23 protein-coding genes are annotated in these 25,434 nt (G+C 42.9%); 11 read left to right on the forward strand and 12 right to left on the reverse strand.

Translation table 11 applies throughout. The annotated features are described in order from the left end of the window. Positions 1-17 precede the first annotated feature (17 nt). Positions 18-2,735 (reverse strand): carboxypeptidase-like regulatory domain-containing protein, encoded by a 2,718-nt coding sequence (locus tag AB6811_RS08010; protein WP_369489932.1) that lies wholly within the window; start codon positions 2,733-2,735, stop codon positions 18-20. Between the two features lie 155 nt (positions 2,736-2,890). On the opposite strand from AB6811_RS08010, the gene AB6811_RS08015 reads away from it, so the two are divergent. From AB6811_RS08015 to AB6811_RS08040, 6 genes are all read left to right on the forward strand, one after another. After that, positions 2,891-3,946, forward strand: a complete 1,056-nt coding sequence (locus AB6811_RS08015; protein WP_369489933.1) for an endonuclease/exonuclease/phosphatase family protein — start codon at positions 2,891-2,893, stop codon at positions 3,944-3,946. A 68-nt stretch (positions 3,947-4,014) separates the two neighbouring features. Beyond that, positions 4,015-4,422 carry an IPExxxVDY family protein gene (locus AB6811_RS08020; RefSeq protein ID WP_369489934.1) on the forward strand — a complete coding sequence of 136 codons (408 nt, stop codon included), beginning with the start codon at positions 4,015-4,017 and terminating at the stop codon, positions 4,420-4,422. Between the two features lie 118 nt (positions 4,423-4,540). Continuing rightward, on the forward strand, positions 4,541-6,130 hold the full coding sequence (locus tag AB6811_RS08025; protein WP_369489935.1) for a sensor histidine kinase: 1,590 nt from the start codon (positions 4,541-4,543) through the stop codon (positions 6,128-6,130). Positions 6,131-6,141: 11 nt separating this feature from the next. Continuing rightward, entirely contained in the window at positions 6,142-6,834 is a 693-nt protein-coding gene (locus tag AB6811_RS08030; protein ID WP_369489936.1) for a response regulator transcription factor, read from the forward strand. Positions 6,835-6,944: 110 nt separating this feature from the next. Further along, a complete protein-coding gene (locus AB6811_RS08035; protein ID WP_369489937.1) occupies positions 6,945-7,325 on the forward strand; it encodes a DUF1987 domain-containing protein in 381 nt (126 codons plus the stop codon). Positions 7,326-7,344: 19 nt separating this feature from the next. Further along, positions 7,345-8,580, forward strand: coding sequence for a glycoside hydrolase family 16 protein (locus AB6811_RS08040; protein ID WP_369489938.1), 1,236 nt, complete (start codon positions 7,345-7,347; stop codon positions 8,578-8,580). Positions 8,581-8,633: 53 nt separating this feature from the next. Here AB6811_RS08040 and AB6811_RS08045 read toward each other — a convergent pair whose 3' ends face one another. Then, positions 8,634-9,410, reverse strand: coding sequence for a hypothetical protein (locus AB6811_RS08045; protein ID WP_369489939.1), 777 nt, complete (start codon positions 9,408-9,410; stop codon positions 8,634-8,636). Positions 9,411-9,419: 9 nt separating this feature from the next. Then, positions 9,420-11,207 (reverse strand): translation elongation factor 4, encoded by a 1,788-nt coding sequence (lepA, locus tag AB6811_RS08050; RefSeq protein WP_369489940.1) that lies wholly within the window; start codon positions 11,205-11,207, stop codon positions 9,420-9,422. 302 nt (positions 11,208-11,509) lie between these two features. Between lepA and trhA the strand changes: the two genes are divergently transcribed. Beyond that, complete coding sequence (gene trhA / locus AB6811_RS08055) at positions 11,510-12,151, forward strand: PAQR family membrane homeostasis protein TrhA (RefSeq protein ID WP_369489941.1); 642 nt, start codon at positions 11,510-11,512, stop codon at positions 12,149-12,151. A 12-nt stretch (positions 12,152-12,163) separates the two neighbouring features. After that, positions 12,164-12,499 carry a DUF2185 domain-containing protein gene (locus AB6811_RS08060; protein ID WP_369489942.1) on the forward strand — a complete coding sequence of 112 codons (336 nt, stop codon included), beginning with the start codon at positions 12,164-12,166 and terminating at the stop codon, positions 12,497-12,499. Here AB6811_RS08060 and AB6811_RS08065 read toward each other — a convergent pair. Continuing rightward, positions 12,496-12,951 (reverse strand): GatB/YqeY domain-containing protein, encoded by a 456-nt coding sequence (locus AB6811_RS08065; RefSeq protein WP_369489943.1) that lies wholly within the window; start codon positions 12,949-12,951, stop codon positions 12,496-12,498. The two genes, AB6811_RS08060 and AB6811_RS08065, sit on opposite strands and share 4 nt — an antisense overlap. Positions 12,952-12,984: 33 nt before the next feature. Further along, a complete protein-coding gene (locus tag AB6811_RS08070; protein ID WP_500812350.1) occupies positions 12,985-13,332 on the reverse strand; it encodes a hypothetical protein in 348 nt (115 codons plus the stop codon). Positions 13,333-13,447: 115 nt separating this feature from the next. Between AB6811_RS08070 and AB6811_RS08075 the strand changes: the two genes are divergently transcribed. Next, the gene (locus tag AB6811_RS08075; protein ID WP_369489945.1) at positions 13,448-14,605 is read left to right on the forward strand and encodes a methyl-accepting chemotaxis protein; all 1,158 of its coding nucleotides are present in this window, start codon (positions 13,448-13,450) and stop codon (positions 14,603-14,605) included. A gap of 18 nt (positions 14,606-14,623) precedes the next feature. Next, complete coding sequence (locus tag AB6811_RS08080) at positions 14,624-15,004, forward strand: response regulator (protein ID WP_369489946.1); 381 nt, start codon at positions 14,624-14,626, stop codon at positions 15,002-15,004. Here the strand turns inward: AB6811_RS08080 and AB6811_RS08085 are convergent. From AB6811_RS08085 to AB6811_RS08110, 6 genes are all read right to left on the reverse strand, one after another. Continuing rightward, positions 15,001-15,639: a response regulator gene (locus AB6811_RS08085; RefSeq protein ID WP_369489947.1), complete on the reverse strand. Its 639-nt coding sequence runs from the start codon at positions 15,637-15,639 to the stop codon at positions 15,001-15,003. The two genes, AB6811_RS08080 and AB6811_RS08085, sit on opposite strands and share 4 nt — an antisense overlap. 13 nt (positions 15,640-15,652) lie before the next feature. Next, positions 15,653-17,617 carry a PAS domain S-box protein gene (locus AB6811_RS08090; protein WP_369489948.1) on the reverse strand — a complete coding sequence of 655 codons (1,965 nt, stop codon included), beginning with the start codon at positions 17,615-17,617 and terminating at the stop codon, positions 15,653-15,655. 81 nt (positions 17,618-17,698) lie between these two features. After that, positions 17,699-19,333 (reverse strand): chaperonin GroEL, encoded by a 1,635-nt coding sequence (groL, locus tag AB6811_RS08095; RefSeq protein ID WP_369489949.1) that lies wholly within the window; start codon positions 19,331-19,333, stop codon positions 17,699-17,701. 34 nt (positions 19,334-19,367) lie between these two features. Next, positions 19,368-19,646, reverse strand: a complete 279-nt coding sequence (locus tag AB6811_RS08100) for a co-chaperone GroES (protein ID WP_369489950.1) — start codon at positions 19,644-19,646, stop codon at positions 19,368-19,370. Positions 19,647-20,206: 560 nt separating this feature from the next. After that, positions 20,207-21,580 carry an LPP20 family lipoprotein gene (locus AB6811_RS08105; protein ID WP_369489951.1) on the reverse strand — a complete coding sequence of 458 codons (1,374 nt, stop codon included), beginning with the start codon at positions 21,578-21,580 and terminating at the stop codon, positions 20,207-20,209. Positions 21,581-21,585: 5 nt separating this feature from the next. Then, positions 21,586-22,968, reverse strand: a complete 1,383-nt coding sequence (locus AB6811_RS08110; protein ID WP_369489952.1) for a tetratricopeptide repeat protein — start codon at positions 22,966-22,968, stop codon at positions 21,586-21,588. Positions 22,969-23,187: 219 nt separating this feature from the next. Here AB6811_RS08110 and AB6811_RS08115 point away from each other — a divergent pair, with 219 nt between their 5' ends. Then, on the forward strand, positions 23,188-23,826 hold the full coding sequence (locus AB6811_RS08115) for an NUDIX hydrolase (RefSeq protein ID WP_369489953.1): 639 nt from the start codon (positions 23,188-23,190) through the stop codon (positions 23,824-23,826). Between the two features lie 120 nt (positions 23,827-23,946). Here the strand turns inward: AB6811_RS08115 and ftsZ are convergent, their stop codons facing one another. Continuing rightward, the gene (ftsZ, locus tag AB6811_RS08120; protein WP_369489954.1) at positions 23,947-25,407 is read right to left on the reverse strand and encodes a cell division protein FtsZ; all 1,461 of its coding nucleotides are present in this window, start codon (positions 25,405-25,407) and stop codon (positions 23,947-23,949) included. Between the last annotated feature and the right edge of the window lie 27 nt (positions 25,408-25,434).

The raw sequence follows: 25,434 nt of genomic DNA on the forward strand, positions 1-25,434 counted from the left end.
AACCAAATTAATTCGTTTTAAAATCTAAGACCTAAAATCAAGAAGTATGTACGACCAAAACCGTAGAAATACTTGGGAGGAAACTTGTTTGAAGTTTGCTCGGTAATTGAGTAGCGGGCCTGTTCAAACCCTCCGGTTCTGAAATCGGTTTTATCAAGAATATTTGTAACCTGGAAGTTAAGGTTGATAAAGTACGATTTATACCTCCACGATTTTCCAATATTGGCATCGATAAGCATGGCCGAAGGCATTTTCTCCTGTCGGGTTAGTGCATCGCGACGGGGGTCGTTGGGCTCAAGTCCCTGTAAGGCTTCAGCGGTACGCTTGCCAGGGGCAAAATCAATATAGGAATGATCGTAGTAGCTAACCTCGGCACCCAAAAACCAGTACTTGGGCGATGCATACCTTAAACCTAACATTGCTGCAGTTTGAGGCGTGTTAGGTACATAGAAATTCTTGATGTAAACAACCTGATCCTGCTGCAGTACTGTTCCCAGGTTATCCTGAGTAACCGTTGCCAGAGGTCTTGAGGTAAACTGGTATGAACCCAGCGAGGCAGCAGTATTAAGGGTTAACGTTGTGGAAAGTTTAATTTCGGCTCCAACCTCAACACCTCTGTGAACTTTCTCTATCCCGCGCATGGTGTAGTTTATAAAGGTGCGATAGGTATCGTCATAAAACGATTTGAGTTCGGTTTGATCCATGAACTTTGTGTAGTATGCCGATACTCTGGCTTTGATGTATGGGGTACGAAGGTTGTAGTTTACATCAACAGCGGCAATTCGCTCGCTGGTTAAGCCCGGAATTACAAAGTTACTGGTACGGGGCGAAATGTATGAATTACGGAAGAACGGAGCTCGGGTAAGGTAGGCAAGGTTAGCATCGAGGTAGTGGCGACCGGTAATTTTCCAGGTAGCACCGGTTTTTACCCCATAATTATGAAACACCTGTTTTGGCGAGTCGCCCTTGGAGTTATCGGGGAAGCGGCCATTCCGCATGTTCCCGGTACGCCAAAACTCACTATAGCTGTAGTTTGCTCCGGCATAAATATCGATACGGTTTAGGGCGTAGTTTGCCACTGCCCATAGGTTTCCATTGTTTACGTTGGCGTCGTAGCTATAACCAAAGGTATCGCCAACCTTAACCTTGCGGTTCGGATTATCCAAATCGTTCTGGGCAAGGTTTGGGTTATCAAAGTAATCGCGCTCAACAAACTGGTCAATGTCCAACCAGTACTGTCCACCCAGCAAATCGTCCATTCGTTTATAGTTCTTTCCATTATAGATTGACGCATCGATTCCGCCATTAAGCTTAAGTTCCGGAAGGATGCTCCAGTTCACCACGCTCGATAAAGTAAGCTGGCGTGAGTCGGTAATTCTGTTTTCAACAATGTACTTTGAACGAAGGCTATCGTTGGCATCCTTGCTGTTGTAGTTTACCTGGTACATGTAATCCCAATCAAGCTGTCCAACCGATGGGTCGTTCCTGAAAGCATCGGCTAACTGGCTTACAACTGCAGGGTCGGAATCAACCCAGTAGCTGGGGAGTTTACGGTAGTAATCGGGGCGGGGATCCTGAGCATCGTACCAGTTAAGGCCGGTTGTTTGGTATGTGCCAAACGAGAATCCTGCTGTAGAGGTCAGCTTCAGGGTTGAGTTAATATCCCAGTAGTGGTTAAGAATAAAGGTAGGCTCTTGCTGGAACCTAACGCGAGCGTTGCGTTTTTCGCCGTTTTGGTAACCCCAGTTGGGATTGTAAAAGTTAGATCCGGCAAGGTTATTGGCCTCATCGGTCGATACGCCCTGCATGGCCCTTTTTATTGGTGCATTAAAGGTGGTAAATGCTACCGAGTGCTTATCGTTAAATTTCTTTTCAATGCCAATAAAGTAAGCCCAAGCATCGTAGTTGGTCCCTTCAACATAACCCTCTTCAGCCCAACGGCGGGAACCGCTTAGGGTGAAAGCAACCCCATTCTCCATTAACCCGGTTGAATGGGTAAACATGAGCCTGTTGGTGTAGGTTCTATTGCTCGATGCATAAGAAATACGTGTTCCGATACGTTGCTGCGATGCCCTTACATTCAGAAAGGATGCACCGCCAAGCCCGCCGAACGACCAATCGGTTGGGGTTAACCCATTTCTCGATTCCCTGTTTCGGGTTACATCGTTTAAACCGCCCCACGAACTCCATCCGGCAAAACCGCTTTCAGGATCGTTAACAGGAACACCGTTCATGAACAGTAGCGAGTATTCCGGTTCGTATCCCCTAATATTGAAACGGGCTGCGCTAAAAGTGAACGAAGCAGCTGAGGAGAACGCATCGTTTTGCGATTGAAGTAACCCGCTCACGGCTTGCCCTTTCGATTCGCTCTCGAGGTCGTCGAGCGAAACTGTCACCTCATTAAACGTTGCGTAAGCATCGTCGGTTAAGCCTCTATTCATTAAAACATCGGGCAGTTGAAGATTGCCTTCAACATTTACCTCATTTTCAACCGTTTGGTACCCGGATAGGATGTAATCAAAAATATACTTACCTGCCTGAAGGCCCGAAAACTGATAGTAGCCGTTAGCATCGGTGGTTGTCATTTGGTTTATTCCCACCACTTGCACGGTTACACCGGGCAAAGCACTACCGGTTTGGGAGTCCTTAACGTACCCGCTCACATTGTATTGAGCCAGTACCGTGGTTGTGCTGTAAAATAACCCAACCATTAACATTAAAAGTAATCGCCTCATTTAAATATTCAGTTTCAGTGGATAATTCTAAAATTTAAACCTATAATTGTACTTGCAAAAATGATACTTTTTAATATAATTTTTCATTTTTTACATTCTTTTTTTTCGTTTAGTTTTATCTTTGTCGGCACACTTTTTCTAAAAATTAACAGTATATGTGTAAAATATTACTACAAAGGGCCACAATGGTGTTTGCTTTTTTGCTACTTTCTGTTCATCTGCTGTTTGCTCAGGCCACTGAGCAAAAAGAACAGTTTAAGGTAAGCTGCATAGCGTTTTACAATTTGGAGAACCTGTTCGATACCATACCAGGCCCTAACGATACTGAGTTTACCCCGGAGGGAGCAAATAAGTTCACGTCGGCCCGGTACTGGCATAAGATTGACCACATGTCATATGTAATTTCGCAAATTGGCGGGGAATTATTTCCCGGGGGACCTGCAATACTTGGAGTTTGTGAGATTGAAAATAGAAACGTACTTGAAGATTTAATTGCTTCCCCAAAGCTTAAACCTTCAGGGTATTCAATTGTTCATTACGATTCGCCCGATGCCCGTGGAGTAGATGTTGGTATGATTTACCGCCCCGAGTTTTTTAGGGTTACTTCGCACCGTTCGGCCAGGCTTTATGTCCCGGAAAATCCTAGCTTTAAAACCCGTGATCAGCTGGTTGTTAGCGGTTTACTCGATGGTGAACCCGTGCATATCATTGTTAACCATTGGCCTTCGCGCCGGGGTGGCGAAAAGCGAAGCCTGCCTTTCCGTATGGCTGCTGCCAAGCTAACCCGTTCCATTGTCGATTCCATTCTGGCAACCGATGCTAATGCCAAGATAATTATTATGGGCGACCTGAACGATGACCCCGATAGTCCCAGCATTGTAAAGGGGCTGGGAGCAAATCCTTACCGTGAAAAGTTGAAGCCGGGTGAACTATTCAATGCCATGGGCAGCTTATACCACGAAGGGATTGGAACATTGGCCTACCGCGATTCATGGAATCTTTTTGATAACCTCATTATTACCCAAGCTCTTTTAAACGGCGATAAGTCTACGTGGACATTCTTCAAGTCAAAAGTGTTTAATAAACCATTTTTACAGCAACCAAGCGGTCAATTTGCCGGCTACCCCTGGCGAACCTACGTTGGAAACAATTTTACCGGTGGATATTCCGACCATTTCCCGGTGTATTTATTCCTGATAAAGAAAAAGTAGTATAAAACGGGCCAACGCCCGTTTTTTTTATTCAAAAACTTTAACTTTGTGGACAAACCCATTACCTCATGGTTGCATCAAAAAGGCAAATACTTAAAGATGAGCCAACTGAGTTCAAGCTTCTGGCTATCGCTTCATCGTTGAGTATAAGCCAAATGGTGTGGAATATCAATCAGGCGTGCACATTCTCTCTGACCCATAATATTGAACTTGAGGATATTTTGGGCTTCCCTTCGTTTACCGATAGGCAAACCTATGCAGGTAGGGTAATCACCCTTATAGGCAATAAGGTTACAGGTAGGGTTCTACATTCAAAGCTATCAAACATTGATTATATTATGGAGATTAGTGGCGATACCGACGAACAGTTTATTGCCGATACGCTTAAGCGTTTGAAATCAATAAAAGGAATTCAGGTTATAACCCACGTACAACCCTCTCTCCTAAAGCTTAAGGAACCCTACTGCGCTGAATAGTTAAAACAGTTTAGCCTCATAATCAGCAATCTACGTAATTTTGTTATCAAAACACTCTTCAGGGTTAAACTTTGTTAAGAGTAGTCCAAACCATTTCATAAAAATTACCTTTGCTCTCATGAGCAGGAAATTACTATTCATACTTACAGGGGTTATTACCATTGCGTCAATAGGCTTGGTTCTACTACAGTCCAAATGGATAAGGATTGCTGTACAAATCAAAGAGGAGCAGTTTGCCCAAACAGCCAGCCTGGCAATGGAACGCATAATTGATGAGGTAGAAAAGCAGGAAACCATAGTTCAGGTAATTGATGAAATAAAGCCCTACTACTCGGTAAACACCAGCGGTTCCGCCCGAATGTCGTACCGCCAGGATATCCTGAACAAGACCAAAAGTGGATTCAGAACCAAGCAAATAAGCCAACAGGTTTTTACACTGAATAACCTCGATACCCTTAAGCTGCCAGCAATAACCAAAACCCTTTTTGATTCGAGCTTACTGGGTAACTTACCGATTAAAATTACATCGGATCCAACTGAATCGAATCGGCAACAGCTTAGCGTTAATGTAAACGATAAACTGCTCAAGAAAACGGTTTTTGTTGAGAACATTGTTGACCGCATGATCCGGGTTGAGCTCCCGCTACACGAAAGAATTTCGCAGGAACAGCTCGATTCCATTATTCATCGCGAACTTGCCCGCAAGGGCATTGATGCCCGGTACGAGTATCGGGTAACCAACGAGAAGGATAGCACCATATACAGCAGCTCACGGTTTAAGGCAAACTTCAGGGGTCTTGTTCTGCGCGACAAACTTTTCCCTAACGATTTCTTTGCACGCCGTTACTTTTTAACCCTTTACTTTCCAAACCAAAAAACTTACCTGCTGGGATCATTGGGCCCCATGACATTTGGAACCCTATTGCTCACATTGTTAATTATTTCTATATTTACAATCACGCTTTACATTATCTTCAAGCAGAAAAGGATATCGGAAATCAGAAATGACTTTGTAAGTAACATGACCCACGAGCTAAAAACACCCATATCAACCATATCGCTTGCTGCGCAAATGCTTAACGATAAAAGCATACCCCATGAGCGTAAAAACCTCGATTACCTGGGTGGTGTTATAGCCGATGAGAGTAAGCGGCTCGGCTTGCAGGTGGAAAAGGTTTTACAAATGGCAATATTTGAACGCGCCAAGCTGCGGCTTAAGATCAAGGAGGTTGATGTTCACGAGGTCATCAAAAAGGTAACCAATAACTTTGCCCTGCAGCTCAACTCCCAGGATGGAATAATTATTCATGAATTCAATGCCAAATCGCCCATCGTTAAGGCCGATGAGGTTCATATCACAAATGTTATAAATAACCTACTCGATAATGCCACCAAGTACCGAAATGGTAATCCGGTAATAAACATTATTACCAAAGACGTGTCTAATGGAATAGTTGTTGCAGTTAAGGATAATGGTATCGGCATTAGCCGCGACAACCTTAAAAAGATTTTTGACCAGTTTTACAGGGTTCCAAGCGGCAATATACATAACGTGAAGGGCTTTGGCTTAGGCCTTAGCTACGTTAAAAAGATAGTGGAGGCGCATGGCGGAAAAATATGGGTTGAGAGCAAGCTGGGCGAGGGGAGTACTTTTTCGTTTTTCATGCCCTGGAGCGGACCAGCAGAACAATCGTACATACCTAAATAACTAGTATAACCATGAACCAAAGAAAAATTAGAGTAATGCTTGCTGAGGATGACGAAAACCTCGGATACCTACTCAAGGAGTATCTTCAAGCTAAAGAATACGATGTTGACCTTTATAAGGATGGCGAAAAGGCATACAAGGGCTTCCAGAACAACTACTACGACATCTGCATCCTTGATGTGATGATGCCTTTAAAAGATGGTTTTACCCTAGCCAAAGAAATCAGAATGGTAAACCCCAGCATGCCCATTCTTTTCCTTACCGCCAAATCCATGAAGGAGGATGTAATTGAAGGATTTGCCATTGGCGCGGACGATTACATGACCAAACCCTTTAGCATTGAGGAACTGCTCATGAGGCTTGAGGCTATCCTACGCCGTACACGCAAGGATGCCAACGGGGCAGAGCAAACCCTTTTCCAGATTGGCAAGTACGTTTTCGATGCCACCAAGCAAACCCTTACCTACGAGGATGATGTACGTAAGCTTACTACCAAGGAAAGCGAATTGCTCAAGTATCTTTGCCTAAACCGCAACACCCTGCTTGACCGCAACTTTGCCCTTAAAACCATTTGGGCCGACGATAGCTACTTTAACGCTCGGAGCATGGATGTTTATATTACAAAGTTGCGTAAATACCTTGCTAACGATCCAACCATTGAAATTATTAACGTTCGTGGCAAAGGTTTTAAAATGATTTACTAGCTGCAGTCAATATATTCAACTTTTTTTCGTTTTTTTGTATTGGTAAGGTTTGGTTTTAAATAAATATTTAATAACTTTATGGTTATTAAGTATAAAAAGCCATAATTGATATGGATAGAGTTGAGATAGAGCCAACCATGGAAACCCCAAAGGTTGTTCTCGATAAAGATAAAGCGATTATTGAATTTGCAGGGAACTCTTTGCCTGAGGATGTTAACTCATTTTATCAGCCGGTTCTGGATTGGATAGACAAGTACATTGAAAATCCTAACGAGAAAACCGAGATTAACATGAAGTTCGACTACTACAATACATCCTCATCAAAGATGATCCTAAAGATTCTCGAAAAATTCCGCGAAGTTCATAAAAAGGGTTTTTCAGTGGTAGTGAACTGGCATTACATGGAGGACGATGAGGATATGATTGAAGCGGGAGAGGATTATGCTGAACACCTGAAGATTCCCTTTAAAATGATACCAATTCAACAGTAATACCCTAAACCTTAAACCAATGGCAGTTCCCTCGAAATTTAAAGTTTTTACCAATCGCCTTTTTGGCGCATTTAAGGATACCCAACAGGTTGAGTCAAAAAGAAGCGCTCTTCAGAACGAGTACAATGAGTTTATTGAATACGCCGAATCTGCTGAGCTAAAACGCTTCCGCGAACTAACCCAGTGGTTTAAGAGTGGTGAGCATCAGAGGGTTAAGGCCGAACTTAAAAAGTTGACATATAAGGGCTCCGCAGAGTTCAATACCGAAAAAGAGTATCTTTCCTTAGCTAAATCCAAGGAGGTTAAAGTTTACCTGAATAAAGGGGGCGAGATTACGCCTACAGTTTCAAGGTATCTTGAGCTAAAAAGCAAGGTGGAATCAGCTGAATTTCAAAATCGCAAAAAATACCTTTTATCAAAGAATAAGTTTGAACAAAGCGAGGTTTACGCTAAGCTGGTTGAGTACCAAAAGCTACAAAATTCTGATAAAATTAAATGGTTTCTTAGCCTAGAGCGCGACAGCAGCAAGTTCAATGAGATTAGAGAGTGGAAACTTGAATTCTACGACGATTTTGATTCCAATGCCATTGATCATCAAAAATGGCTTACAAAGTTCTTTTGGGGCGATGCGCTCCTTAACAAGAACTATTCATTTACCACCGATAAGCAGAACTATACCGATAAAAATTTTGAGATCAAGGATAGCGTTTTGCGCATTGTAACCCGAAAGGAAAAGTCCGAAGGGATTGGCTGGGATACGAAGTTTGGCTTTGTCCCCAAAACTTACGAGTACACTTCGGGCGTTATCAACACTGGCCATATACTGAGGTTAAAGGAAGGAAGGGTTGAGGCAAAAATTCGCCTGTCGTGCACTCCGGGTGTAACCCATGCTTTTTATCTTGTTGGTAATACTGTATTACCTGAGATTGACATTTTTGTAAAAACCGATAGTAAGCCCAACTCTTTCTCCGGTGCATACTACACATCCAAGGGCAATAATAAAATATCAAAGAGCATTAGTAGCATAGGCGGGGTTAAGTGTAGTCAGAATTTCTACATTCTTGGAGTTGAATGGAACAATAGCAACATAGTTTGGAGTATAAATGGAACTCCATATAAAGTTGAAAGGAATGTTACTCCTGATATGCCAATGTACCTGGTTTTTGCATCGAGCGTAAACGGTAAAATTGACGATGCTAAACTTCCTGCATACATGGAAATTGACTGGGTACGTTGCTGGTTGCCGGTTAAATAGAGCAAAACAATACGCTAAACTATAAGGGCTTCCCGGTTAGGGTTAGTCCTTTTTTATTGCACTAATCCCGAAACCACCCTTAGCTTTGTAATGGCATCCTCGTTATAGGTTTTGGCTGTGTCAAAATCCCATTGCCATTCCTGAACCTGGGTGAGGTTTGATAGGTCAATAAATACAGTTGGGCGAGTAGCAATAAGCGAACCTCGCTCATCGTAAAACTCTTCCAGAATATCCGATATCAATAGCGATTTTCCTTTCGGAAGGCTTTCTATGTGCTTTTGTTGAATTGTACTTGCTAATTCAACGCACTGCCAGTCAGTAAGTTTTTTCTTTTGTTTAAGGAATTCAATGGGTATATCGCTTAGCTGGCTTAACAGGTTTAGCGAAACAACAAGATCGGCATCGGTGGTGTAGGCTTTTGCCCTTGAAACAAGGTTTATGAGTGTGAAAAAGTTTATATCCTTTAGCTTGGTTGCTTGTAGGTAGTGTATTAGCCCTCCTGTTAGGTCGTGCGTTTCAAAATGTATTTGAGGGTTTAATGAGTACTTTTTGATGATACTAGCAGGGTGGGCTAAATCAACAAGGGTTAAGTCTATGCCTCGTGTGAGCAGCTCATCAACTGGAACATCAAGTAGCAAACCGCTACCCAAAATACATACGCTCTTTGGATTAAACCGATTTACAGCATTGGTAATAGCTTGTTTTGAGTTGGTAAGGTGAGCATCCCAACCCTCATTCTCTCTAAGGTAACGGTTATAAATACCTGTTTGTCCCGAAGTTAATCCCAGCTGAAGCGTCCTTCGGGCCTTTCGTATTTTTTGTAATACCATTTTGTTATGCTAATCCATTTTTAGAACTGCCAGAAAAGCCTGCTGGGGCACCTCAACTGTACCTATCTGGCGCATTCGTTTCTTTCCCTTCTTCTGTTTCTCGAGCAGCTTTCGCTTACGCGTGATGTCACCCCCATAACACTTTGCGGTTACATCCTTGCGAAGCGCCTTTACAGTTTCGCGTGCAATAATCTTTGAGCCTATGGCAGCCTGGATTGCGATATCGAACTGCTGGCGGGGAATGAGTTCTTTTAGTTTCTCACACATCTTGCGGCCAAAATCGTAGGCATGATCCTGGTGGATTAGCGACGAAAGCGCGTCGACCATTTCGCCGTTAAGGAGTATATCGAGTTTTACAAGCTTTGCTTCCTGGTAGCCATCCATCACGTAATCGAACGAGGCGTAACCACGTGAAATGGACTTGAGCTTATCGTAAAAGTCAAACACAATCTCGCTCAGGGGTAACCGGAACGAAAGTTCAACCCTGTCGGAGGTAAGGAATACCTGATTTTTGAGAATTCCTCGCTTATCGATGCAGAGCTTCATCACTGCGCCAAGGTATTCCGATTTTGTAATAATTTGAGCCGAAATTACGGGTTCCTCAATGTAATCGATGGTGGTTTGGGCAGGTAAGCCGCTGGGGTTATGAACCTCAACAACCTCTCCCTTTGTTGTGTGAACAAGGTACGAAACGTTGGGCACGGTGGTAATTACATCCATGTCGAACTCGCGGTAAAGGCGTTCCTGCACAATTTCCATGTGCAGCAGCCCCAGGAATCCGCATCGGAACCCAAAGCCTAGTGCAAGCGACGATTCGGGCTCAAAGGTGATGGAGGCATCGTTAAGTTTCAGTTTTTCAAGCGAAGCTCTGAGATCCTCATACTCATCGGCATCAACCGGGTAAAGGCCTGCAAACAGCATAGGTTTAACATCCTCAAAACCAGCAATGGCCTTATCGCATGGGCGCTCCACATGGGTAATGGTATCGCCCACCTTAACCTCATTCGATTCCTTAATGCCCGATATGATGTAACCCACATCGCCGGCGCTAATGTAATCGCGAGGCTGTAACTTTAATCGAAGAATACCTACCTCATCGGCCTCGTACTCCCGTCCTGTATTGAAAAATTTTACCTTATCGCCTTTTCGAATAGTTCCGTTAAATACTTTGTAGTAGGCAATAATGCCTCGGAACGAGTTGAAAACTGAGTCGAATATCAGGGCTTGCAAGGGTGCATTTGGGTCGCCAACGGGCGGCTTAACACGGGTAACAATAGCCTCAAGTACTTTGTCCACACCTTCGCCGGTTTTTGCACTAACAGGGATTATCTCATCGCGCTTGCAGCCAAGTAAATCAACAATCTGATCCTTTACATCGTCCACCATGGCTGCATCCATATCTATCTTGTTGATAACAGGGATTATCTCTAGGTCGTGGTTAAGTGCAAGGTAGAGGTTCGATATGGTTTGGGCTTGTATGCCCTGAGTGGCATCAACCACCAGCAGTGCGCCCTCGCATGAGGCTATGGCTCGCGATACTTCGTACGAAAAATCTACGTGTCCCGGTGTATCAATCAGGTTAAGCTTATACTGTTTGCCCTGAAAGGTATACTCCATTTGTATGGCGTGGCTTTTAATGGTAATGCCCTTCTCTCGCTCCAAGTCCATGCTGTCCAGCACCTGTTCCTGTAACTCGCGGTCCGATAGGGTATTGGTTAACTCCAGTAGCCTGTCGGCCAGGGTGCTTTTCCCATGATCAATGTGGGCAATAATGCAAAAGTTCCTGATATTCTCCATCCTGTTCTATTCAATTGAACTGCAAAGATACTGAAAAGTTGTGAATTACGAATAGGGGAGGGGGAAAGGATAAAGTTTAAAGGATAAAGGATAAAGGACAAGGTTTAATGGATAAAGTTAAAAGCATTAAACTTTCATGCTGAATTTTGATTATAAAGGAAAGCATAGGGGTTTAGGGCACAGTAAAGCGTTTCAGGCTTTCTGGTCATGGAATATTCAGCATCCTTAACCAAATGAAATAGTAATTAGTTTTAACAAACCCCAATTTTAACTACCTTTATAAGGTTTTAAAAGCATTTTGTATGAATTCGTCAAGGAAAAGAATTAAAAAGTATGAGGAGATTGTTAATAGCACAAGCCATGGGGTTGGTATAGTGCTTGCTATTGCTGCCACAGTTCTACTGGTTATACGAGCTGCTTTACATGGCACAGCCTGGCATATTGTTACTTACTCAATATTTGGAGCAGGGTTAATAAACCTTTACACAGCATCAACACTTTTCCATTCCGCTATAAACCCTCGGGTTAAGTTCAACCTAAACAAGTTTGATCATTCTTCAATCTATATTTTAATAGCAGCAACCTATACCCCCTTTGCTTTGCTGAGCATAAAGGGTTGGTTGGGTTGGATTGTTTTTGGGCTGGTTTGGGGAATGGCTGTAGCAGGAGTGGTGTTTAAGCTATGGTTTTACTCCGTAAAGTACCGAAGCGTATCGGCATGGCTTTACATTGCAATGGGATGGATTGGATTAATTGCCGTTGTTCCTATTATTAAAAATACTCCCAACCTATCGTTATGGTTTCTACTATCAGGTTGTTTAGCCTACAGCTCAAGCGTTATTTTCTACCTTAAAGATCACTATGCTTTTGTTCACGGTATATTTCACCTTTTTATTATACTTGGCAGTGCGTGTCACTTTTTTGCATTGTACTTTTTAATTTAATAATGGCAAAACATGGGGGAGTTTAAGTATAAAATAAGACCTGAAGACGTTAAGGATTTAATACCCTCGGGAAGGTACTGCTACGCTTCGGACAAAATAACCGTTGATGGTGAGCCTGTGGGTTACATGCATCGTGAAAGGCCTGAGGAAACCGAGGATAGCGGTTGGCGCTTTTATTCCGGAACCGAAGATGAGGAATACGTTGAGAATCCCTACCACTTCATGATGTTCGACCTGAACTATATTGCCAACTGCGACCCGGCTATAATTCCGTACCTGAAACTGAAAACCGGGTCGGAGCTGGAGCGTATTGAGGGAACTGATAAGTTCCGACCAGTGGAGGACTAATTACCTGCAAGAAGCTGTTTTACCATATCGGCAATGGCTTTACCTTCGGCTTTGCCAGCCAGTGCCTTTGATGCAACTCCCATTACCTTTCCCATGTCGGAAGGAGCCTTTGCCCCAACTTCAGCAATAATCTTTTGGAGTTCAGCCTTTAGCTCATCAGCACTGAGCATCTTGGGAAGGTATTCCTCAATTACTGAGGCTTCGGCCAACTCCTTATCGGCCAACTCCTTTCTCCCAGCCTGAATGTACTGCTCGGCAGCATCCTTGCGTTGCTTAACCTGTTTTTGCAGTATTTTCATTTCAACATCAGCCGATAGTGAATCCTTGTGTTCGCCATCGGTTTTAGCAAGCAGAATGGCGCTTTTAACGGCTCTTAAAGCCTCAAGGCGCACCTTATCCTTTGCCATCATGGCTGCCTTGATATCCTGGTTTATGCGTTCCTCTAATGTCATGGTTATTTGGATTATATTAATTCTCCTACAAAGTTAGCTAAGTTTTTTAACAACTCTATGGTAAGTATAGCCCAAGAGTGCCCCTAGTATCGATGTCAAAATTGCGATAGGAATCAAGCTAAAAGGCTCTTTTGAACCAATAATAATGGCCGATGGCAGAAGAACAAGAAAAGCCAGCAATACCCCTTTAAGCCAACCCGGAATCTTGATATCCGTGACTGAAATCAAGAATCCTACCACCAACCAAAGAGTGAATGCCGAAAGGTTAGCATCCCAACTTAAATCTTGAAGAATCATAGGAATTATATCCAATACTCCGGCTATTGCGCCAAGCGTAATCCCAATAATTGATTTTTTCATCTCTTTCAATTTACCCAGCAATTTAGTAAAGGTTTTTATGAATTATGAGGTTTTCTTCATTCATATTTGAAAAAAACATCTTTACTGTAGCAGAGCAAATGTATTCCTTTGTATTGAAACTAATAATTATTACGGTATGTACGGAGTAACTTGGCTTTCAGTAATTCTAGCAGGACCAGTTAGTATTACAATTATGATCATCGTAATGCGTCTATTGTTCAAGAAATCTCTACTATTCAAAATTGGGATTGCTACTGGTTTGGCAATAATACTTGTTGCCTTTATCTCAGGAGTTATTGCTAAAATTGGGCCTATACACAACCTTTGGGGATTTCCTCTGCAGGTTGCAATTAGTGTTTTGGCCTATGTTTATGTTAACCGCATTATTAAAAAGCCTTTGCTAAATATCGTAAATGTTTTGGATTCGTTGAGCGAAGGTGACTTATCAGTTAATGTTGATAAGGACTTACTAAAACGGAACGATGAAATAGGTGTTCTGGCTAATTCCACGGAGAAGCTTACCGCCAAGCTCACAGAGGTAACTACAGCAATTTCATTGTCTGCAAATCAGCTTTCTACCGCAAGTGTCCAGTTTACTTCAAATTCGGAGCAAATTTCTGAAGGAGCAAACAATCAAGCAAGCTCAGTAGAGGAGGTCTCGGCATCGATTGAGGAAATAGCATCCAATATCGAACAGAATGCCGACAACTCACAACAGGCTAAATTTATTGCTAAAGAGATGCAGGGGAAAATGGAAAGGGTTCGTGAGGCTTCAAGCAGAAGTGTTAATGCAGCACGTGCCATATCTGATAAAATCAATATAATATCCGATATTGCATTCCAAACCAATCTATTAGCATTAAATGCTGCCGTTGAGGCCGCTCGTGCTGGTGAACATGGAAAAGGTTTTGCTGTAGTTGCTGCTGAAGTACGCAGGCTTGCAGAGCATAGTAAGAATGCAGCAAATGAGATAGTTGAAATTTCAAAAAACAGCCAAAACCTTGCGGAGGAGTCGGGGAACCTTATTAATGGGTTGCTCCCAGAAGTTGAACGGACCTCCCTTTTGGTTGAGGAGATAGCCGCTGCAACTCAGGAACAGCGAAATGGTATAAATCAGATTAATGCTGCTATACAGCAACTAAATAGTATTGCTCAGCAAAACGCTTCAACCAGTGAGGAACTGGCTTCCAGTGCTGAGGAAATTAATGCCCAGGCAGAGCAACTGGTTGAATCAATTGGATATTTTAAACTAGATATATCTAGAGTGAAGCGATTAAAATCTAAGTTTATTTAACTAAAAAAATGAAATACCATGACTCTCAGCAGCTATAGGGTTTTGATTGTTGATGATAACCCAACCTTTGTGAAAACATTAAGCCTGTTAGTTCAAACCGTGTTAGGAAATAAGCTTAGCCAATTGGAAACAGCATCAACTGGCGAGGATGCAATTGAAATGGTGAGTAAGAATTCACCTTACAATGTAATCTTCATGGACGTTAATATGCCAGGTATTGGCGGTGTTGCTGCTACAAAGGAGATTAGTAAGGAATACTATCGTACTACCAGGGTGGTGGCCGTTTCGTTTAACAAAGACCTTGAAACCATGAAAAACATGCTATTTTCTGGTGCAACATATTACCTTCATAAGGACGACCTCACCCTTGAGAAATTAGTAGAGATTTTTGATTTTTAGATATCGCTTAGGTTAACCAGATTATGCTTTATTGCATGAACTGCCAGGGCGGTAGAATTTGGTGTTTTTGTCTTAACAAGTAATTCGGCCCTAGCCTTTTCCACTGCACTTATGCTTCGGTTCAGCTGTTTGGCAATTTCGTTTGTTGAAAACCCTTTGCAGATAAGTGTAATTAGTTCGCGTTCTCTTTCAGTTACTTTTATTGATGTTTCTTGCTTCTTTGATCGCAGCAACTTTAACATCAATTCGGGAGAGAAATAGGCTCTGCCTTCAAGTGCCGATTTAATGGCTATGCTTAATTCGTTATAGCCACTTTCCTTAAGCAAAAAGCCATTAACCCCAATGTCCAACAGGGCATCGTAAAAATTAAAATCGTCGAACATAGAAAGCACCAGAATAGGCATCTGATAGCCTTTCCCTCTGATAATTTTTGCGGCTTCAATGCCGTCCATTACTGGCATCCGAATGTCAAGCAGGATAAGGTCGGTAGTTGTTCTATTGATTAAGTCAATGAGTTCCGAGCCATTAGCAGCTTCTCCTACCAGGGTAACATCATCCATGGCTAAAAGCAGTGCTTTTATACCGTCACGAAGGATTTGGTGATCATCAGCTATTACTATTCGCTTGGGGCTCATATTAACTTATGTTTTAAACATTCATGGTTAGCTCAAAGCTGAAGCCTTTCTTGAAAGGTTCGCTATTAACCCTGTATTTTGCCTTAATGGAGTTAAGCCTTTCTACTATGTTTATCAAACCAATACCTTTTGATTTCTGCATTTCTTTCTTAAAATCGAAACCCTCACCATCATGGTGGTAAGTGAGTGTTAATTTTGAGTTCTCAAGGAAAAGTTTAACGTATACATTACTTGCATTCGCATACTTAATGGTGTTATTCAGAAACTCTTTTAAAATCCTGTAGCAGGTAATTTCAATTATCCTGCTTAAACGTTGATTTTCAAGATTATGATCAAAATGGATATTGATAATACTGTTATACCGTTCAAAATGACGAGTAAGGGCAATCACCAGACCGTCAGTTAGTAGGTTTTGTGGGCTTAAATTGTGTGAAATCTCCCTAACGCTGGCAATGGTGTCGCGGAGTATGTCTTGCATACTGGCAACCAGCTCATCCTGATTGCCTTTATGGTTAGCCAAAAGCGAAAGGTACATGTTAAGACTTGAAAGTAGGGGGCCCACATCATCGTGCAAATTACTGGCAAGCCGCTGCCTTTCACGTTCTTCCATTTCAGCAACCGCATTTATTTTTTCACGCTCAAACCTTTGCAGCAGGGTTAAATCGTGTATTACAACTTGATGTAAACTTTCCCCAAAATCGGTAATTGAAGCAATGCTTGCCTCAACCGGAAATGGTTCAGATTGATTCCGAAGCATTATTAATTCAAACCTATTAGTAGGGATAATTTTATTATCTGCAAAGAGATTGATAAAGTTCAGTGAGTTACTATCGCTTTTCGAACATAAGTCAGCAATGTTTTGACCTGTAATTGAATCGGATGTGTATCCAAAAATTTTTGATGCTTTTAGGTTTGCATCAACAATTAAACCATTTTTCGCAACTATAAGTATTGGGTCGTTGGCCATTAAAAATAGAGTTCGGTAACGGTTTTCAACCTCCAGCAACTCTTCGTGTAACTTTTTGTAGATGGTAATATTGGAGTGTGTACCAATAACTCTTTCAGGGAAACCATTGGCTTTTCGTTCAATAATTCTAGCACGGGTTTGCAACCATTGCCATTGTCCATAGTCGTCTTTAAATCTATATTCTGCCCAAATCACTGGGGTTTCACCTAAAATATGGGTACGTATTCTTTCGAGCAAAGGTTTTCTATCGTCGGGATGTATGCGTAATAGCCAATCCTTTAGGGTTTTAATGTTGTCTTTTGAACTAATTTTTACTACGTCGTCAAACTTATCGCTTACAAAAAAGCTACGATTAATTAGGTTGAAATCCCAAACCACCTCATCTACACTCGATATGGCAAGGTTTAGCCTCGACTCGCTTAATTCAAGTTTGCTATAAGCCTGAGCAAAGCTTCGGTTTATGTAGCCAACTATAACAACGGTTACAACTAAATATGAAAAAAAGAAAATACCTCTAGTGAATAGGTGGTATCCGTCGTAGGCAAGAGAATTAAAGTTTAAATCGAAGGTGATCCATTGCTTGTAAAATGCATAAAGTGAAAAGCTAACAGTAATCAATGATATTGCAATGGCAACCATTCCGTACCTGAGCCCAAAAAGCGCAGTAAGTATTACCGATACAATAAAAAGTATTAACACGCCAAACCCCATCAACCCGAAGGTGTGAAGCGATAGGACTCCTATTAAGAAAAAGTAAGCCAATAGGAACGTTATACGCAATTGGTAGTGAAAGCGCGCCTTAAAAATATATGTAAGGGTAACAATTACAGCAAAGACTAAATCGATAAGAAAAAGTGGTTTAAATCCAATGGTAAAAAGACGAATACCTGACAATGTGCATGCAGGAATGGCAACAAGCATGGCAATTAAATTAAGCCTGTCAGAAATATTTTTTCGGGTTTCTTCAAAAATTTGGTTTACAAAAGCAGAATTCTTTTTCTTTCTGGTCATGGCAGGGGAATATTAGTTATAACCAAATATAAAAAAAACGGAGGGAATTACCCCTCCGTTTCCACTATTTTGCCATGAATTTTACATCATGTCCATACCGCCCATTCCAGGGTTGCCCATTGGGGCAGGTTTATCTTCCTTCTTCTCGGTAATTACGCATTCAGTGGTAAGGATTAAACCGGCAATTGAAGCGGCGTTCTCAAGGGCTACACGGGTAACCTTGGTTGGGTCAATAACACCGCTCTGGAACAGGTTCTCAAAGCTGTTGGTTTGAGCATTGTAACCAAAGTCGGCTTTGCCCTCCTTAACCTTCTGAACAATCACTGAACCTTCGAGACCGGCGTTAGCCACAATCTGACGGAGAGGTTCTTCAATAGCCCTCTTCACAATCTGGATGCCAGTAGTTTCATCCTCATTGTTACCCTTGAGGTTCTCAAGAGCTTCAATGGCACGGATGTAGGCAACTCCGCCACCGGGTACAATACCCTCTTCAACAGCGGCACGGGTAGCGCTAAGGGCATCGTCAACGCGGTCTTTCTTTTCCTTCATTTCGGTCTCGGTGGCAGCACCAACATAGAGTACAGCAACACCACCAGCTAGCTTAGCCAAGCGCTCCTGTAGCTTTTCGCGATCGTAATCGGAGGTAGTGTTTTCAATCTGGGTGCGGATTTGAGCCACGCGCTTATCGATGGCTTCTTTCTTTCCGCCACCGTTAACAATGGTGGTGTTCTCCTTGTCAATGGTAACCTTTTCGGCACGGCCAAGCATATCCATCTTAGCGCTATCGAGGCGTAAGCCTTTTTCCTCGCTAATTACCACACCACCGGTGAGGATGGCAATATCCTCAAGCATTTCCTTGCGACGATCGCCAAAGCCAGGGGCCTTAACGGCGGCAATCTTTAGCGAGCCACGTAGTTTGTTAACAACAAGGGTAGCAAGGGCTTCGCCTTCAACATCCTCGGCAATGATGAGCAACGAACGACCGTTCTGAGCAACTGGTTCCAGAATAGGAAGCAAATCCTTCATAGTCGAAACCTTGCGGTCAGTAATCAGTATGAGGGGATTTTCCAGAACGGCTTCCATCTTTTCAGGGTCGGTGATGAAGTATGGCGAGATGTAACCGCGGTCGAACTGCATACCCTCAACAACCTCAACGGTTGTTTCAATACCTTTAGCCTCCTCAACGGTGATGACACCTTCCTTCTTCACCTTCTTCATTGCCTCGGCAATGAGTTTACCTATCTCGTTATCGTTGTTAGCCGATATGGTAGCAACCTGCTCAATCTTCAGGTAGTCGTCGCCAACCGATACCGATTGCTTTTTGAGGTGTTCAACTACTTTGGCTACAGCCTTATCGATACCACGCTTTAGGTCCATAGGGTTAGCACCAGCGGTAACGTTTTTCAAACCAACGTTAACAATGGCTTGTGCCAGAACGGTAGCAGTGGTAGTACCATCACCAGCATTGTCGGCGGTTTTGGAGGCAACCTCCTTAACCATTTGTGCCCCAACGTTTTCAAGAGGATCGGGGAGCTCAATTTCCTTGGCAACGGTTACACCGTCCTTGGTTACCTGCTGCGAACCAAACTTCTTCTCAATAACCACGTTGCGACCTTTGGGGCCAAGGGTAACCTTTACGGCATTTGCCAGCTGGTCAACACCCTTTTTAAGCCTGTCGCGTGCTTCGATGTCGAAGGTTAATACTTTTGATGACATAGTCTATCGTTTTTAATTGTTTACAATTAATGATTTAGATAACAGCCAAAATGTCGGATTGTTTCATGATGAGGTAATCCTTACCATCGATGGTGATTTCTGTACCTGCATACTTGCCATAGAGTACAACATCGCCAACCTTTACCTCCATGTTAACATCCTTGGTGCCGGGACCAACTGCAATGATGGTTCCTTTTTGTGGTTTTTCCTTTGCGGTGTCGGGAATGTAGATTCCGCTCGAGGTCTTTTCTTCGGCCTCCATGGGCTCTACTAGCACTCTATCGGCTAGAGGTTTTACCTTTACGTTCGACATAGCTTCTTATGTTTTTTAGGTTTACAACTAGTTTTCCAAAATTTCACGTTAAGGTTATTTACACATCGTGTGCCAAACCTTAAAACTGACTTTTTTGCATGAAGAAACTGACAGAATTATGTCAGAGGAGAGTTGAAAGTGGCAGCAATGGCAGGAGTTGAAGTTGATAGTTGATAGTTGATAGTTGATAGTTTTTGGTTGACAGCTGTTTTAAGTACTTTGTCATGTTTAGCGCTAGCAAAAAATCCCATTGAGTTCTATTAGAGATCCTTCGCTGCGCTCAGGATGACAAGTTTAGTTGATGGTTGATTGTTGTTAGTTGATGGTGAGGGAAATGGGTTGGAATGAACCGGAATGAACCGGAATGATTCGGAATGGTAGAATGGGAGATTAGAGTGCGTTAAACCGAAATTCGTATCCTGAAATATTTTACAGGAAATTTGTCAGTAGAAACAATTTGTTACGATGTTTTTTGTGTTTCAATTGACTAATAGCGGTTTAAAGCAAACTAAGCACAAAAAACCAAACACTTCTGAACACTGTACACTATAAACTAAACACTAATAAGCTCTATCGCCTTTGATTATTCTCTCAATAAGTTCCTCAACTATGTTGCTTTCAATGCGCTTTGCTGCATTGGTATAAGCATTTACGCCTGCCGTTTGTGCCTCAAAATGCGAGGCATTTATACGGTCGGTACTATGGGAGTAAACGGTATTGCCGCTTGCATTGGTTACAGTAACTTGTAGGTTCAGGGAAACCTGGATATACTGACCGCTTTGGCCAGTTTGCCGGGTTGATGAGTTTATGTTGATCCTGTAATCGGCTTCGGTTGGGTTTTCGGTGATCGGGAAGCCTGCTTCAAGGATTTTCCGTTTAAGGGATTCGGCAAGTGGCTTACGTTCTATAGCCACACCTAGGTTGGTTTCGGTTGACGACACAAGAAATTTTGGCCTGATTACGTTGACCTGCGTTTCGGCCGATGGTGTTTTAAACCGGGCAAGAATTTTGCCTATGGCAAAATCGCGAGTGGCTTCCTTTACAATCGATTCAAAATCAACTTCTACCGAAATGGTTTCGTTTAGCTTGCGGGAGCGAACAGCATCAATGCTAATCGATGCTTCACCCTGATTATTGGTGATAATCCTGTTGTTGGTAAGTGGACGTTCAGTGTAGCTGATTTTTAGCGGAATTGATTTTTGTGGCATGCCGTTACTACTGGTAACAAGGTACGTGAGCTGGTTGCTTTCAATACCAAAGCCTAGCTTAACGTTTACGGCTTTAGGTCCATTTAGTGTTAGCGAATTTAATGTACTTGTTAGGGTAGAAATAATCTCGTTACCAAGAAAGATTTGCTTATCGCGATATGTTGTTGTAATGGTTTCGGCAAAAAATGGCTTAATGGGTTCCAATGCCTTAACTAGCATTAGCAGTGCAGTTCGGGAATCGTTACCATCAATGGCTGTAATGGCCTTATCGTAGAAGTCGAGCGATTTGGCCGCTGCAGCTGCCTTTTTCTCCTCAACCATTCGCCTGTAGGTATCCTTTGATAGGCGATAGTAAATCCAGTAGGTGTTTTGGTCTTCCCAGCTATCAACCACCTCGTAACCTTCAAGTTCCTTTTGGGCTTCAGCCCTAATTGATGACCGGAAATCTTCGGAAAAGTAGTTTTGGCTTTCAAAGGCATTTAGCACCGATTGTGACGAAATGGAAACCGAAATATCGCTAGCCAGGTCGGCAAGAGCGCTCTGCTTGGCAGCCTGCTGGTAGTCGGGGGTTGTTTTTCGGGCAGAGCCTATTCCAATGTAGTAGCCAGCCTGAGTGGGACGTCCCTGAACCCACGATGGGGTGATAGGTGCTTGTGCAACTTTTTTACTCCCTCCGCATCCCAGCATTATTGCTGTTACTAGCGGTAATACCAGTATCCGTTTCATCGTTTTTACTCTTCGGGGTTGTACTGATTGATTTTTTGTGCTGTTCGTTTTGCTATATCCTCAATGGCGTTTGACATGAGTGTGTTCATGCTGGCAATATCGCGTTTAGCTTTTAGTAACTCCTGTAGATTTCGCACATCGAGCTGGTTGTCGTTAATTACATCCTTGGGCGAGTCGACATTAATTTTTTCCCAGTAGCCGAGAACCAGCTTGGATGATGGGCCATCGAATGTGGCATAGTTAACCTCATCGGCTTGGTTGCTCCTGATGAAATCCGATACCATTACTGCTCCCGTTTCGGTTGAGGTAAGCTGGAACTTTAGGGCAACCGATACGCTATTCTTTTGGTTGTAAACCCAGTAAAGAACCTTGCGGTAGGTGACATTAACCTTTTCCTCGCCGGTTTTAGGATCCTTGGTTTTAGTTTCCTCGCGGATATATCCCCGTTTTTCGGTTTTATTTAGCTTGCCTTGTGTCACTTCAATAACCGAAACTTCGCCGCTTAGCAGGGCTTTTGCAGCAAGTAATTTACCTATCTCAAGGTCGGAACCTGTAGTTACACTTCGTTGCTGTTCCTCAATTATTTTATCGGTACTCTGAACATCAATAACCTTAACGAATGGGTTATTTAGAGCGTTTAACTTGCTTACAACTTCGGCCTGAACCGATTTGGCAATACTTTCAGTATTGTAGGTTGTTGATTTAAAGTCGGTAACCCTTATGGTAATGGTTGCCTTTTGCAGTGCTTCATCGCGTAAATCGCGTGAATCCTTATAGTTGGTGAATTCTTTTACTATTTTATCTAAATTGGCATAGGCCTTACGGTACTGGGCGGCATCCATGAACTGCTTGGCTTGCCTGTATAGTGGTTCGCATTTGGAAACCTTTAGCATATCCTGCGTATTACCATAATCGGGCTGAAGGCGTTTAACCTCCGTAAGCAGCAACTCGGCATCCTTGAACTTTTCTGCATCCAATAGGGTTTGAGCTTCGGAGTATATCTTTTCAACGTATTTGGGCTTTGCATCGTTAAAGTAATCGGTTGCCATATTCGATATGGAAAGCTCAACACCAAGCGATGCGGCTTGGTTTTTAAAGCTTTCAGCATCGAGGTATGTGTAAACAGCTTGTTTAAGGTCGTCGTTCTCATATGCTTTAATAACCTTGAGCGAACGCTCATCCAGCACGCGTTGGCCTGCACGTTTAAGGCCAACAATAGCATCGATATTGTCGCGCTTGGCGGTAAGCGAACGGATGTAAGCATCGGCGGCTTGCTCCCACAAACCGGCTTGCTCAAACTTCATTCCCTTTTTGGCATACTTTTTTGAGGCACATCCGCCACCAACCAGAACTGTTGCTGCTAGAAGTAGGAGTAAAAGTCGTTTCATAGGCTAATATTGCTTTTAATTAATATTCTTTAGGAAACACGTTATCAATGAGATAAAATTAAAATCAAATAAAGTTAATTTAAACACTTTCTTTCAACCCTTAAATATAGAAAAATTTGGCAAACCTTTTTTCTGGTCTTGCTTTAATATCATTTTTTGTGATGAAAGCATTCAAAAAGTAAGCCAAAAAGCTAATTTTGAAAAACAATACCAACTGATATGAGCAGTTCAGCGGCAAGAATTGTTAAAGGAATAGAAATAAACCTGGGAAAACCTTTGCCCGGATATGAGGCGCAGAAGCGAATGGAGCCATCGGTTCGTGCCGATTTGCTTGGGAATACTACTCCCAACATGGCAACAGGGAAAAGTGCTGTAATGATACTGCTTTACCCCTCCGGCAAAGGGTTGAGTTTTGTTCTGATTAAGCGCCAAACCTACGATGGTCCCCATAGCGGACAGGTTAGCCTCCCCGGTGGTAAGGTCGACGAGAGCGATGCCAGCATTGAGGGAACCGCACTGAGGGAAACCTATGAAGAGGTTGGAGTTGAACCCAATCAAATTGCCATTCTTGGTCAGTTAACGGAACTATTTATTCCTGTCAGTAATCTTCTGGTTCAACCATTTGTAGGCATAGTTGCTCAGAAACCACAATTTTCCCCCAACCTGCAGGAGGTTGAGTATATAGTTGAGGTTGATATAGCCCATTTGCTGGATGACTCAAAAAAATCAGTAAAGGTGATAACCTCCCATGGTCGTCCAATAACCGCACCCTATTATAGTTTCCAGAATGAGATGGTTTGGGGTGCCACCGCCATGATACTCTCGGAGTTTGAGGAGGTGGTGAGGAGGAGCCTTTAAAAGGGCATTGTAACTATTAACTTTCGCATTCCACAAAATTTTTGGATCAAGCAATATTAAAAAAAAAGCGCAGCCCTTAGGCTACGCAAAGCAATCAATTCCATATTTGCTAAATTACAATCAATCCACGTTGTCGTACAGGTAGGGGTTTTCAGGGTTAATTATGATGTCGTCGTCGTCAAGGGTAACCCTGGAAATGGTTGTTGTTTTTGGAGGTTCGTTTGGCTCAATATTCATGTTGCGGCGTTTGTATGCTGGAACGTTCTCAATTTCATCGAGGTTGGCCCACTTATTATTGCTAGTTCCGGCAAATGGTGCTGCCTGCGGAGTAGCAGGTTTAGGCGAGGATGGTTGAATGTCTATCTCATTTTCGTTAGCTTTTACGGCCTGCACAGTTTTTACCTCAAAAACATCTGAATTAACATCGAATTCAATTACCCTTTGGGCAGGATCTATTACAGGTTGTTTTTTGGGCTTGCTAGTCTGCCTGGCAGGGATAGGGTCAATTTCAGGGGCGTCGTTAACCAGCTCAACCTTAGTGGCATGCTGTTCGGAGTCGAGCGAAATTACCTCAATATTGCGCTCTTTTACATAGAGTTCCGGTATGCTGTTGGTACCAAAGCCTGTGGCAATCACCGTAACCTTTAGATCCTCGCCAAGCGATGGGTCGCAGCCATTACCCCAGATTAGATCGGCATCGTCGCCTGCGGCGTGCTGAACGTAATCAATGATTACTCCAACCTCTTCCATGGTAATCTCATCCTGCCCATAGGTGATGTTTAGCAGTATGTTGCGTGCTCCCGATATGTCGTTGTTGTTGAGCAGGGGTGATTCAAGGGCTTGTTTAACCGCTTCGAGTGCGCGGTTTTCGCCATTAGCCCTGCCTGAACCCATGAGGGCAACGCCACTATTATACATCACGGTTTCAACATCGGCAAAATCAACATTGATATAACCGTGAACGGTAATAATTTCGGCAATACCCTTGGCGGCGGTTGCCAGAACATCGTCGGCTTTGGCAAATGCCTCGGTTAGTTTCAGGTTGCCGTACACCTCAAGCAATTTCTCGTTGTTTATAACCAGCAGCGAGTCCACATGCTGGCTAATATTCCTAATACCCTCAATGGCTTGCATCATCCTTTTGCGCCCTTCCGTACGGAAAGGAATGGTAACAATGGCTACGGTTAGTATGCCAAGCTCCTTTGCCGCCTTTGCAATAATTGGTGCAGCACCTGTTCCGGTACCACCGCCCATCCCTGCTGTAATAAAAACCATCTTGGTATTTTTCTGCAGCAGGCTTACAATTTGCTGCAAGCTCTCAATGGCAGCCTGACGCCCAATCTCCGGTTTATTACCGGCTCCACGGCCCTCGGTAAGGGTAGCGCCAAGCTGAACCTTAAACTCTACCGGGCTATTGACTAATGCCTGGGCATCGGTGTTACAAAGGACAAAGTCAACGTCCTTTATCCCCATTCTATGCATGTAGTTTACGGCATTACCTCCGCCTCCACCAACTCCAATTACCTTTATAATTGATTGGTTTATAATTGGCAGGTCAAAATTTATTATATCGTCACCCATAACATTCGTTTTTAAGTTTTACACAAA

This window comes from Tenuifilum sp. 4138str, from assembly GCF_041102575.1.
GTDB lineage: Bacteria > Bacteroidota > Bacteroidia > Bacteroidales > Tenuifilaceae > Tenuifilum > Tenuifilum osseticum.

Excerpts from the sequence above, each read along its gene's own strand:
- AB6811_RS08010 (WP_369489932.1), bottom strand. The coding sequence starts at position 2,735 with ATGAGGCGATTACTTTTAATGTTAATGGTTGGGTTATTTTACAGCACA.
- AB6811_RS08015 (WP_369489933.1), top strand. The coding sequence starts at position 2,891 with ATGTGTAAAATATTACTACAAAGGGCCACAATGGTGTTTGCTTTTTTG.
- AB6811_RS08020 (WP_369489934.1), top strand. The coding sequence starts at position 4,015 with ATGGTTGCATCAAAAAGGCAAATACTTAAAGATGAGCCAACTGAGTTC.
- AB6811_RS08025 (WP_369489935.1), top strand. The coding sequence starts at position 4,541 with ATGAGCAGGAAATTACTATTCATACTTACAGGGGTTATTACCATTGCG.
- AB6811_RS08030 (WP_369489936.1), top strand. The coding sequence starts at position 6,142 with ATGAACCAAAGAAAAATTAGAGTAATGCTTGCTGAGGATGACGAAAAC.
- AB6811_RS08035 (WP_369489937.1), top strand. The coding sequence starts at position 6,945 with ATGGATAGAGTTGAGATAGAGCCAACCATGGAAACCCCAAAGGTTGTT.
- AB6811_RS08040 (WP_369489938.1), top strand. The coding sequence starts at position 7,345 with ATGGCAGTTCCCTCGAAATTTAAAGTTTTTACCAATCGCCTTTTTGGC.
- AB6811_RS08045 (WP_369489939.1), bottom strand. The coding sequence starts at position 9,410 with ATGGTATTACAAAAAATACGAAAGGCCCGAAGGACGCTTCAGCTGGGA.
- lepA (WP_369489940.1), bottom strand. The coding sequence starts at position 11,207 with ATGGAGAATATCAGGAACTTTTGCATTATTGCCCACATTGATCATGGG.
- trhA (WP_369489941.1), top strand. The coding sequence starts at position 11,510 with ATGAATTCGTCAAGGAAAAGAATTAAAAAGTATGAGGAGATTGTTAAT.
- AB6811_RS08060 (WP_369489942.1), top strand. The coding sequence starts at position 12,164 with ATGGGGGAGTTTAAGTATAAAATAAGACCTGAAGACGTTAAGGATTTA.
- AB6811_RS08065 (WP_369489943.1), bottom strand. The coding sequence starts at position 12,951 with ATGACATTAGAGGAACGCATAAACCAGGATATCAAGGCAGCCATGATG.
- AB6811_RS08075 (WP_369489945.1), top strand. The coding sequence starts at position 13,448 with ATGTACGGAGTAACTTGGCTTTCAGTAATTCTAGCAGGACCAGTTAGT.
- AB6811_RS08080 (WP_369489946.1), top strand. The coding sequence starts at position 14,624 with ATGACTCTCAGCAGCTATAGGGTTTTGATTGTTGATGATAACCCAACC.
- AB6811_RS08085 (WP_369489947.1), bottom strand. The coding sequence starts at position 15,639 with ATGAGCCCCAAGCGAATAGTAATAGCTGATGATCACCAAATCCTTCGT.
- AB6811_RS08090 (WP_369489948.1), bottom strand. The coding sequence starts at position 17,617 with ATGACCAGAAAGAAAAAGAATTCTGCTTTTGTAAACCAAATTTTTGAA.
- groL (WP_369489949.1), bottom strand. The coding sequence starts at position 19,333 with ATGTCATCAAAAGTATTAACCTTCGACATCGAAGCACGCGACAGGCTT.
- AB6811_RS08100 (WP_369489950.1), bottom strand. The coding sequence starts at position 19,646 with ATGTCGAACGTAAAGGTAAAACCTCTAGCCGATAGAGTGCTAGTAGAG.
- AB6811_RS08105 (WP_369489951.1), bottom strand. The coding sequence starts at position 21,580 with ATGAAACGGATACTGGTATTACCGCTAGTAACAGCAATAATGCTGGGA.
- AB6811_RS08110 (WP_369489952.1), bottom strand. The coding sequence starts at position 22,968 with ATGAAACGACTTTTACTCCTACTTCTAGCAGCAACAGTTCTGGTTGGT.
- AB6811_RS08115 (WP_369489953.1), top strand. The coding sequence starts at position 23,188 with ATGAGCAGTTCAGCGGCAAGAATTGTTAAAGGAATAGAAATAAACCTG.
- ftsZ (WP_369489954.1), bottom strand. The coding sequence starts at position 25,407 with ATGGGTGACGATATAATAAATTTTGACCTGCCAATTATAAACCAATCA.